The sequence below is a fragment of the Ancylobacter sp. G4_0304 genome (genome assembly GCF_047501495.1).
Lineage (GTDB): Bacteria > Pseudomonadota > Alphaproteobacteria > Rhizobiales > Xanthobacteraceae > Ancylobacter.
Window position 1 is genome coordinate 47,911 of record NZ_JAZDRM010000030.1, and the last position, 8,139, is coordinate 56,049.

Sequence of the window (8,139 nt, forward strand, 5' to 3'; positions counted from 1 at the left end):
GGAGAAGGCAGAATGACGACGAGCATGGGGCAGGTCAAGGGGCCGATTGCACTCAAGAATGTCGCCAGCTTTATGGCTTTGACCTCGAAGCTGATCGATCGGAAGCCGCACCTTCCGGGCATCGGCGTTTGCCACGGGCCATCGGGCTTCGGAAAAACCTATGCCTCCATCTTCGCCCAGAACCGGACGCGCGCGGTGCGGGTCGAGGTTGGCGAGAGCTGGACGCGCTCGACGCTGCTGCGCGCGATCATGTTTGAGCTCGGCATCGAGCCGCGTGGAACCGTCGCCACGATGGCGGAGAAGGTGAAGGGCGAACTCGGCAGCGACCCGCACCGGCCTTTGATCATCGACGAAGCCGACAAGCTGGTCGACAAGGGTTTTATCGAGCTGGTTCGCGAGATCCAGGAGCATTCCGGCGCGCCCGTCATCCTGATCGGCGAGGAGAAGCTTGCCTCCAAGATCGAGCGCGTTGAACGCGTGGCGAACCGCGTGCTCGACTGGATGCCGGCGCAGGCATGCGACATCGAGGATACGGCCGCGCTGGCCGCTGCCTTCTGTGCCGGGCTCACGATCGAGCCCGCACTGCTCGACGAAATCCGCCGGCAAAGCGCCGGGCGCGCCCGGCGTATCGTGGTCAACCTGGACGCGGTGACGGAGATCGCGCGCAATCGCGGCATCACTCATGTCGATCGAGCCGCCTGGGGGCGACGGGATTATTACACGGCCAAGGCGCCTCGGGTGCGCGAGGCCAAAGACCTGGCGGTGGCGTGATGACCGGGCGCCGCTCCATGCCGGAGCTTCATCAAATCCGCCTCTCGATTCCGCTCGGCTTCGAGGATTACTGGTCGATCATCCGCGACCTCGACACGTCCGGCCCGTGGACGATCGCGATGATCGTCCAGCAGACCCGCACGCATCACGAGGTCGTCGGCCGCTATGTTCGGCGGCTGCGACGGGGGGGCTTTGCCGAGGTCGTCGGTCATATCGACCGCGGCGGACTGCCCGCTGTCCCACAGTACCGCCTGACGTCGCGCCCCTCGGCCGCCCCGCGCCTGCGCGAGGATGGCTCGCAGTGCCCACCGACCCAACAGGAACAGATGTGGGTGGCGATGCGCAACCTCGCGCAGTTCGACGCGCGCGAGCTCGCTTACGCCGCGAGCACCGACGTGGTGCGGGTTAACCTCGACGCCGCGAAGAGCTATGTCGCCCGGCTCAATGCGGCCGGCTACCTGATCGAGGTTCGGCCGAGCAAGGGCCGCACGCTGGCGCTCTGGCGGCTGAAGCCCGCCATGAACACCGGGCCGGCGGCGCCCAAGGTCATGCACACGCGCCTCGTGTGGGACCCGAACCGCAGCGCGGTCATGGGCACGCCCACGGCCTCGGAGGGCGGGGCGCGATGAAACAGACCGTCGATTTTCAGGAGAAGGCGCGCGCGGGCTGGGGCGATCCGCCGGACTGGATCGTCGCGCTGGCAGACGCCTGCCAGCGCGAGACGCAGACGGCCGCGGCGAAGCGGCTCGGCGTGTCCGGCAGCCAGGTTTCCCACGTCATCGGCCGCACTTACGCCGGCCGATACGACCGCATCGAGGAGCTGGTACGGGGCGTGTTCATGGGCGCCACGGTTGAGTGCCCGGTACTGGGTGAGATCGCCCGCCATCGGTGTCTCGAAGAGCAAGCCCGCCCGTTCGCCGCCACCTCTAGCACCCGCGCCGCGCTGTTCCGGGCCTGCCGCGGCGGGTGCCCCCATTCCAGACATTGCCAAAAGGGAGAGGCCGCATGAGCGATGCACCCGTCGATGCCGCCGCCGTACAGCGCGCGCTACAGACCGCGCAGCTGATGGCCTATTCACGCCATGCGCGGACCAATCTCAGTGTGGACAAGATCGACAACATCGCCCGCGTCCTGCTGGCGCTGAACATGGTGGCGCACGCCGCCGCCGACTTGTTCGCCGCCCGCGACAAGCTGCTCGCGGCCGATCCTGATCCGACGTTCCCCGCCTATGCCGAAGCTGATGCCGCCGTTGCCGAGGCGGAAACCGCACTTGCCAGCGCCCTGCTGGCGCTCGGCTACGTCCAGATCCCCACCGCCGAAAACCAGGAGGCCACCGATGGCCAGTGAAACCACGCTTCCGCCCGGCGCCGTCGAGGTGGCAGGCAAGCCCTACATGCAGGATGCCAAGGGCAATCTCGTTCCCCTCTCGCTGGTTAAACCCACCGACCTGCTCATGGACGAGACCGTGCGCAAGATGGCCGGTTATGCCGCAGAGCTCAGCGCGCAGATCGCCCGCTTCAAGGGCCACTGCTTTGACGATGTCGGCTCGCTCCAGGCGCTTCTGGCTCAGGAGTATGGCGCCGTGTTGGGTGGCCCCAAGGGCAATATCTCGCTTACGACCTTTGATGGCACCATGAAGGTGACCGTGCAGGTTGCCGATCAGATCGAATTCGGGCCGGAGCTCCAGGAAGCGAAGAAGCTCGTCGACGAGTGCCTGGGCGAATGGAGCGAAGGGGCCGGCGATGAGCTCCGGGCCGTCGTCAATCGCGCCTTCAGCGTCGATAAGGAAGGCCAGATCAATCGGGCCGAGCTGTTCATGCTCATGCGCGTGGCGATCGAGGAGCCTCGTTGGGTCCGCGCCATGGACGCGGTCCGGGACTCGATCCGCATCATCGGCTCCAAGACATACATCCGCTTCCATCGCCGGGACGCGCCCGACGGTCAATGGCGCGCGATCCCCATCGATCTGGCGGCGGCGTGAGGGGGGGCGACCATGGAAAAGATCGGAACCCCTCTCGACGAACTCGAAGCCGACAACGCGCGCACGCTCGCGGAGCATCGCGAGCTGAACGACGAGGTCGGCTGCTTCTACCGCTTCATGGAGCAGTTCGACGCCAACAAGCTGGCGGCCTTCATTCAGGCCGAGGCGCGGCGAGGCGTCACGATCAAGCAACTCGTCGATGCGGTCGCTCAAGGCATCGCCTATCAGTTTGTCGCTGTTGCGCTGATGTCGACTGACGAGCACCGCGCCTATCGCGATCTGGTGATCGCCGCCCAGAAATACGCCATCGCGATGATGGACGGCCGTCACAGTATCGGGGTGGTGCACATCGGCAAGGACGGCGTCCAGCACGAGCGGACCGTTGAGGGCGTGTTCCGCAGGCGTGGGGGGCGGTCATGAGCAAACGCCCCGCGCTCCCGAAAGTCTACGTCGCAACATCATCCGGTCGCGCTCACCAGGGCGCGCTGCTCGGTGCGTTCAAAACGCGATCCGGCCGTTCGCGCCTTCGCGTGCATCTTCAAGGGTCGACGCGGTCGATCGTCGTGAGCCCCGACCGGGTTCACCTCGACCGCGCCTCGGCTCTCGCGGCAACTGGCGAGGTGCGGTCATGACCGCGCACCCCTTCGGCGCCGGCGCCGCCATTCCTGCCGAGCTGCGCCGCCTGGTCGGCGTGGTCGACGTCATCCTCGCCAGCCTGCCGGCGGTCGACCACAGCCGCCGCGACAGCCATGCCGAGCATCGGAAAGCGGCGGTGGCCGCGCTCGATGACCTCGCCCGAACCGAGGGCGCACGCTGGCGCGACAAGGGCTCGGAACTGTCTGTCACGCTCGGCGGCATCCGCGCCAGCTCGACGCGCGGCGCCGCAGCCGCGCTCCAGAACTGGCGCACGGCCGTCGTTCAGAAAATCGGGGGTGTGGGATGAGGCGCGAACGTCTTACACCCACTCAACGCTTCATCCTTCGCACTGCGGTTGCAGCACCAGGCGGCCTTGTTCGCTTTACGGCAGGCGATCGCGCGGGAACGCGCGTCGTCGGGCACGATGAACTCAGGATCCCGATCGTCTCTGCATATTGCACGCCTGAGTACGCCATGAAGCTGCGAGGTCTACTCGCGCCGCATGGAGATGCGCGCTTCGTCTACGCCGTTACTGACAAGGGACGCGCTGCCATCGGAACAGGAGTGGAAGCATGACGCGCGACCTCTCCAAGCTGAAAGCGTGTCTCGGGAGGCGCGTCATGAGCCGGCTCCCTTACGCCACACTGCTCATCGCAGCCCTGCTGGTTTCCGGCCCCGCCGGTGCCGGGATCTATGTGACGGACGGCGACACGATCATCGTCGACCGCGAGCACATCCGCGTCGTTGGCATCGACGCGCCGGAGACGCGCGGCTCGCGATGCGACGACGAACTGCGCCGGGGCCTTGAGGCCAAGGCGCGCGTCATCGAGCTGCTGACGGCCGCCTGCGGGCCGCTGCCGGCGGCGTCGGCCTCGTGCATCACCATGCAGCGCCAGCCGAAGCTCGACCGCTACGGCCGCACGCTGGCGCGCATCCTGGTCGACGGCCGGGACCTTGGAGAACGTCTCATCGGCGAGGGGCTGGTGCGGCCGTACATCTGCCCGAAAGGCCGCTGTGCCGCGCGGAAGCCGTGGTGCATGTCGGGGGATCGGCCATGACGCGCGATCTCTCCAAACTGAAAGCGCGCCTCGACGCTCTGCGCCGCATGACCACGGCGAACGGCTGCACTGAAGCCGAGGCGCTGAACGCGGCCGAGAAGGCCGCAGCTCTCCTGGCTGAACTTGGCATGTCGGATGCGGAGCTGGACGCCCATCTGATGGGCGAGCTGGAAATCGGCATCGGCGGTCGGCGTACGCCGATGACCAAGGTCTATTCGGCCATCGCCACCTTCTCCGGCTGCAAAGGGTGGCTGCTGCGCCGGGATCGCCGGCTCACCTATGTGTATTTTGGCGCGCCGGCGAACATCCTCGTCGCAGAATACGTGCACGAGGTCTGTCGACGCGCAGCCGATACAGCCTCGAAGCAGTTCCGGGCCGGAGAAGTCTATCGCCGCCGCCGGACTTCGAAGACGCGGGCGCATGCGCTACGCGCCTTTCAGGACGGCTTCGCCATCGGTCTCGCCGGCAAGATCATGCTTGGGCTCTGGCGTCGGCAGGGCGTTGTCGATCGCCCGCACAGCGAGCGGCAAGCCGTGGTTACGGTCGCGCTGGCGCCGGTCGAGGCCGAGCTGGCGCGGCGCGGCGTCGCATTTCGGAACCTGCCGGCCTTGAAGGTGCCGGGCCGGCCTTTCCGTGACGCGGCGCGCGGCGATGGCTATGGCGCTGGCCGGTCAATCGACATCGATGCGCCGCTCGCCGGTGGCCGCTCGGCTGTCGGTCTCCTGACGTCGGGAGATCGGTCATGACCTCGGGGCCCGCCATCGTCACGCAAGGCACGATCGACCGCCTGCGCCGCCGGGCGCAGGAGCTGAACATCGTTGCCGCTTATCTGCGCGAGGCGGGCCAGCGCGCGGCCGCTCATGAATTCACGCTCGCCGCGATCCACTCGGGTGCCGGGTGCCAGGCGCTTGAAGCCGCCCTCAAGAAGGACAACGCGCGATGACCGCGATGCTCCCCTTCGGTGCCCGCGCCATCATGTCCAGCCGGCAGGAGCCGCCGGACAGCCTCGATTTCTTCCCGACGCCGCCTTGGGCGACGCGGGCTTTCGTTCGGTATGTCGCCGGGCCGGAACTCGGCGCGATCGGCGATCCGAGCGAGGTCATATGGGAGCCTGCTTGTGGCGAAGGGCACATGGCCTCGGTGCTGCGCGAAAGCTATCCCTACGTTATCGCCAGTGACATCCATCCCTATGGCTATGGACATGTTTGGGATTTCCTTAGCTGGGATGACGATCTCGCCGCCACCTGGATCTTCACGAACCCGCCCTTCAACGTTGCAGCCGCCTTCGCACGCAAGGCCATCGCCATAACCTCGCGCGGCTGCGCGCTGTTGGTGCGCCCCTCGTGGCTGCACACGATCGAGCGCTATGAGCTGTTCCGCGAGCACCCGCCGCACCTCTTCGCGTACTACGTCGAGCGCGTGCCTATGCACCGGGGCCGGTGGGAGCCGGAAGGCTCGACCGCCACCGATTATCTGTGGGTCTGCTGGGTGCACGGCGCCGATCCGCGCGCGCCCATGTGGATACCACCCGGCCAGCGCAAGCTGCTCACCCGCCCCGAAGACATCCACCGCTGGTGCAAGCCGGCCGACCTGCCGCTGTTCGGGGAGGTCTCGCCGTGAAATGCACCTGCTGCCGCGACACGCGCACCGTGCTCGACATCGAGGGTCAGCCTCGTCCGTGCAGCCGCTGCAATGGCGATGCATGGGATTGCTGGGCCGCATCGCGCCGTCCGAAAGCCCGCGTCTCCAATCCGATCCGGGATGCCAGCCAGGAGCGCAATTGATGCCCCGCGCTCCCGCCCCACGCCCCGATCTCCCGCCGCTCCTCGCCCTTGAGGTTCGCGGCCGGCTGTCGGTGCTGGCGCGCGAGCACCACGAACTGCGGCGCCGCCTCGTCCAGATGGCGCCGCGTTCGCTGCGCCGGCTGCGCGCCGAGGCTGACCTCGCCGCTCTCACCCGCCAGATCCTCGCAGCCGAGCTGGCGCTCGGCCGAAAGGTCCGCTCATGAGTTACGCCCCCATCTCGAAGCAGCAGATCGGCGCCATCCACGCGGAGAAGTCGCGCGCCGCGCTCGATGACGAGACCTATCGCGACATCCTGCGCCGCGAGACCGGCCGCGCCAGCTCGAAACAGCTGAACAGCGCCGAGGCCGGCCGGGTGCTGGACTATCTTCGCGCGCTGCCGGGTCGTTCTGATCGGCCCTTGAAAGAGCCTTCAAAGAAGGTGCGCGGCGCGGTGCGGATATCCGGCGCGTATGCCGGCAAGCTGCGGGCGCTCTGGCTCACCGGCTACAATCTCGGCGTCATCGATGACCGCACCGACCGGGCGCTTCTCGACTTCATCGAGCGGCAGACCGGCATATCGCATCCCGACTGGTGGACCGAGGCCGCCCAGGCGAACCGCGCGATTGAGGCGCTGAAGGCTTGGATCGAACGTGAGGCCGGGGTGGACTGGCGCGATTGTCGGTCCACGCTCGACCACCAGCGGGCGGCGTATCACGCGCTCCGCCGGCGGCTGGTGGCGCTCGGTGTCCGAAACCACATGCCGGAGGACGTTAGCCGTTTTCAGAGCGTCCAGTTCATCGAATGGATGCGGCTTTGTGGTGCGCAGCTCCGCAAGGCGCTCAAAGCGAGGGCGGCGGCATGACGGCCCGTTTCGCATGGACCCACCATCCGGTCGGCTGTTCGGTCCAGGGCCGGGCGGACAAGGATATTCACGCGGAGATCTGGCTCCCAGCCTGGGAAGGTCGCGGCAGTCGCTATCTCACCATCAAGCTGACCCGCCCCGGATATGCGGCCGAATATTCGTCGGCGCCGACGATCGAGGCGGCGAAGGCGCGCGCGGAAGAGATGCTCACGGAGGCGGAGGGTATGCAATGAAGCCGCTCGCGCTCGAAGACTTGTCGCGCGAGGAACTGCTCGCGTGGATCAAAATAGCCGGCCTCTTCCGAGTCCGTCAGGTCGATCTCCTGTCTGTTCGGCATTCGACCCTCAGCGACAAGTACCTTGCCGCGATGAAGAAGTATCACGACGCCTCAGACAGTGAAGGCCGCGCGATGATGGCGTGGCATTCATGGAAAGGCGATGCACGGCAGAAAAACCTCCTCGACCGCATCTATCTCGACATGAAGGACGTAACTGACAGAGCGCGCCGGGCCATGGATCGCACGGAGCGTGAAATGGACCAGTGCCGGGCTGCGATGGACGCTGAATGGTCCAAGGAGCGCAGCTCATGAGCCGCACCGACCTGTTCGCGGAGATTGCGGAAGTGATCGGCTTGCCGGCCGCGGTCAAGCTCGCCGAGGCGCGCGGCGGCACGCGGATCATGGTGCCGGCGAAGGCCGGCGATGGTCACTGGCTCGTACAGCTGCTCGGCCGAGAAACGGCGGAGCAGCTGTTTGCACATTTTCGCGAACATGGCCCGGAAGGCGTGCCGCGCGGCCGCCTTGTCGATCTACCCCGAGGCCCTACAGGGTCGCTGGCGACGGCTCGCCGCCGGATGGTCGAGGCGCTGGAATCCGGTGTATCGGCAGACCGGGCTGCTCGCATGTCAGGGATGACACGGCGGAGCGCCTTCCGCATCAAGAAGCGGATCCGTGATCCGCGCCAGGGCGACCTGTTCTGACCCCGCATTGACCGGGACGCGGCAATCTGGTCACGATTGCAGCGGTAGCGGCCCTGTTGGTGCCATTTG

16 protein-coding genes are annotated in these 8,139 nt (G+C 67.0%); all 16 read left to right on the forward strand.

All coding sequences use genetic code 11. From position 1 onward, the window contains the following. The first annotated feature begins 12 nt into the window (after positions 1 to 12). Positions 13 to 771, forward strand: a complete 759-nt coding sequence (locus VRZ77_RS16515; protein ID WP_414593698.1) for an AAA family ATPase — start codon at positions 13 to 15, stop codon at positions 769 to 771. Continuing rightward, positions 771 to 1,400 (forward strand): hypothetical protein, encoded by a 630-nt coding sequence (locus tag VRZ77_RS16520; RefSeq protein WP_414593699.1) that lies wholly within the window; start codon positions 771 to 773, stop codon positions 1,398 to 1,400. The genes VRZ77_RS16515 and VRZ77_RS16520 overlap by 1 nt, the downstream gene beginning before the upstream one ends. After that, positions 1,397 to 1,780, forward strand: coding sequence for a transcriptional regulator (locus VRZ77_RS16525; protein ID WP_414593700.1), 384 nt, complete (start codon positions 1,397 to 1,399; stop codon positions 1,778 to 1,780). The genes VRZ77_RS16520 and VRZ77_RS16525 overlap by 4 nt, the downstream gene beginning before the upstream one ends. Then, positions 1,777 to 2,118: a hypothetical protein gene (locus VRZ77_RS16530; protein ID WP_414593701.1), complete on the forward strand. Its 342-nt coding sequence runs from the start codon at positions 1,777 to 1,779 to the stop codon at positions 2,116 to 2,118. The genes VRZ77_RS16525 and VRZ77_RS16530 overlap by 4 nt, the downstream gene beginning before the upstream one ends. After that, a complete protein-coding gene (locus VRZ77_RS16535; RefSeq protein ID WP_414593702.1) occupies positions 2,108 to 2,752 on the forward strand; it encodes a DUF3164 family protein in 645 nt (214 codons plus the stop codon). The genes VRZ77_RS16530 and VRZ77_RS16535 overlap by 11 nt, the downstream gene beginning before the upstream one ends. 12 nt (positions 2,753 to 2,764) lie before the next feature. Then, positions 2,765 to 3,172, forward strand: a complete 408-nt coding sequence (locus tag VRZ77_RS16540) for a hypothetical protein (protein ID WP_414593703.1) — start codon at positions 2,765 to 2,767, stop codon at positions 3,170 to 3,172. 208 nt (positions 3,173 to 3,380) lie between these two features. Continuing rightward, a complete protein-coding gene (locus VRZ77_RS16545; RefSeq protein WP_414593704.1) occupies positions 3,381 to 3,695 on the forward strand; it encodes a hypothetical protein in 315 nt (104 codons plus the stop codon). 265 nt (positions 3,696 to 3,960) lie between these two features. Continuing rightward, positions 3,961 to 4,446: a thermonuclease family protein gene (locus tag VRZ77_RS16550; protein ID WP_414593705.1), complete on the forward strand. Its 486-nt coding sequence runs from the start codon at positions 3,961 to 3,963 to the stop codon at positions 4,444 to 4,446. Continuing rightward, positions 4,443 to 5,192: a hypothetical protein gene (locus VRZ77_RS16555; RefSeq protein WP_414593706.1), complete on the forward strand. Its 750-nt coding sequence runs from the start codon at positions 4,443 to 4,445 to the stop codon at positions 5,190 to 5,192. Before VRZ77_RS16550 ends, VRZ77_RS16555 begins: the two co-directional genes overlap by 4 nt. After that, positions 5,189 to 5,389, forward strand: a complete 201-nt coding sequence (locus VRZ77_RS16560; protein ID WP_414593707.1) for a hypothetical protein — start codon at positions 5,189 to 5,191, stop codon at positions 5,387 to 5,389. The genes VRZ77_RS16555 and VRZ77_RS16560 overlap by 4 nt, the downstream gene beginning before the upstream one ends. After that, positions 5,386 to 6,066, forward strand: coding sequence for a hypothetical protein (locus tag VRZ77_RS16565; RefSeq protein WP_414593708.1), 681 nt, complete (start codon positions 5,386 to 5,388; stop codon positions 6,064 to 6,066). The genes VRZ77_RS16560 and VRZ77_RS16565 overlap by 4 nt, the downstream gene beginning before the upstream one ends. Positions 6,067 to 6,229: 163 nt before the next feature. Then, positions 6,230 to 6,454, forward strand: coding sequence for a hypothetical protein (locus VRZ77_RS16570; protein WP_414593709.1), 225 nt, complete (start codon positions 6,230 to 6,232; stop codon positions 6,452 to 6,454). Then, on the forward strand, positions 6,451 to 7,092 hold the full coding sequence (locus tag VRZ77_RS16575; RefSeq protein WP_414593710.1) for a regulatory protein GemA: 642 nt from the start codon (positions 6,451 to 6,453) through the stop codon (positions 7,090 to 7,092). Before VRZ77_RS16570 ends, VRZ77_RS16575 begins: the two co-directional genes overlap by 4 nt. Next, positions 7,089 to 7,325, forward strand: a complete 237-nt coding sequence (locus VRZ77_RS16580) for a hypothetical protein (protein WP_414593711.1) — start codon at positions 7,089 to 7,091, stop codon at positions 7,323 to 7,325. The genes VRZ77_RS16575 and VRZ77_RS16580 overlap by 4 nt, the downstream gene beginning before the upstream one ends. Further along, positions 7,322 to 7,681, forward strand: coding sequence for a hypothetical protein (locus VRZ77_RS16585; protein ID WP_414593712.1), 360 nt, complete (start codon positions 7,322 to 7,324; stop codon positions 7,679 to 7,681). Before VRZ77_RS16580 ends, VRZ77_RS16585 begins: the two co-directional genes overlap by 4 nt. Further along, a complete protein-coding gene (locus tag VRZ77_RS16590) occupies positions 7,678 to 8,070 on the forward strand; it encodes a hypothetical protein (RefSeq protein WP_414593713.1) in 393 nt (130 codons plus the stop codon). The genes VRZ77_RS16585 and VRZ77_RS16590 overlap by 4 nt, the downstream gene beginning before the upstream one ends. The last annotated feature ends 69 nt before the right edge of the window (positions 8,071 to 8,139 follow it).

Coding starts and splice junctions, on each gene's coding strand:
- VRZ77_RS16515 (WP_414593698.1), top strand. CDS start 13: ATGACGACGAGCATGGGGCAGGTCAAGGGGCCGATTGCACTCAAGAAT.
- VRZ77_RS16520 (WP_414593699.1), top strand. CDS start 771: ATGACCGGGCGCCGCTCCATGCCGGAGCTTCATCAAATCCGCCTCTCG.
- VRZ77_RS16525 (WP_414593700.1), top strand. CDS start 1,397: ATGAAACAGACCGTCGATTTTCAGGAGAAGGCGCGCGCGGGCTGGGGC.
- VRZ77_RS16530 (WP_414593701.1), top strand. CDS start 1,777: ATGAGCGATGCACCCGTCGATGCCGCCGCCGTACAGCGCGCGCTACAG.
- VRZ77_RS16535 (WP_414593702.1), top strand. CDS start 2,108: ATGGCCAGTGAAACCACGCTTCCGCCCGGCGCCGTCGAGGTGGCAGGC.
- VRZ77_RS16540 (WP_414593703.1), top strand. CDS start 2,765: ATGGAAAAGATCGGAACCCCTCTCGACGAACTCGAAGCCGACAACGCG.
- VRZ77_RS16545 (WP_414593704.1), top strand. CDS start 3,381: ATGACCGCGCACCCCTTCGGCGCCGGCGCCGCCATTCCTGCCGAGCTG.
- VRZ77_RS16550 (WP_414593705.1), top strand. CDS start 3,961: ATGACGCGCGACCTCTCCAAGCTGAAAGCGTGTCTCGGGAGGCGCGTC.
- VRZ77_RS16555 (WP_414593706.1), top strand. CDS start 4,443: ATGACGCGCGATCTCTCCAAACTGAAAGCGCGCCTCGACGCTCTGCGC.
- VRZ77_RS16560 (WP_414593707.1), top strand. CDS start 5,189: ATGACCTCGGGGCCCGCCATCGTCACGCAAGGCACGATCGACCGCCTG.
- VRZ77_RS16565 (WP_414593708.1), top strand. CDS start 5,386: ATGACCGCGATGCTCCCCTTCGGTGCCCGCGCCATCATGTCCAGCCGG.
- VRZ77_RS16570 (WP_414593709.1), top strand. CDS start 6,230: ATGCCCCGCGCTCCCGCCCCACGCCCCGATCTCCCGCCGCTCCTCGCC.
- VRZ77_RS16575 (WP_414593710.1), top strand. CDS start 6,451: ATGAGTTACGCCCCCATCTCGAAGCAGCAGATCGGCGCCATCCACGCG.
- VRZ77_RS16580 (WP_414593711.1), top strand. CDS start 7,089: ATGACGGCCCGTTTCGCATGGACCCACCATCCGGTCGGCTGTTCGGTC.
- VRZ77_RS16585 (WP_414593712.1), top strand. CDS start 7,322: ATGAAGCCGCTCGCGCTCGAAGACTTGTCGCGCGAGGAACTGCTCGCG.
- VRZ77_RS16590 (WP_414593713.1), top strand. CDS start 7,678: ATGAGCCGCACCGACCTGTTCGCGGAGATTGCGGAAGTGATCGGCTTG.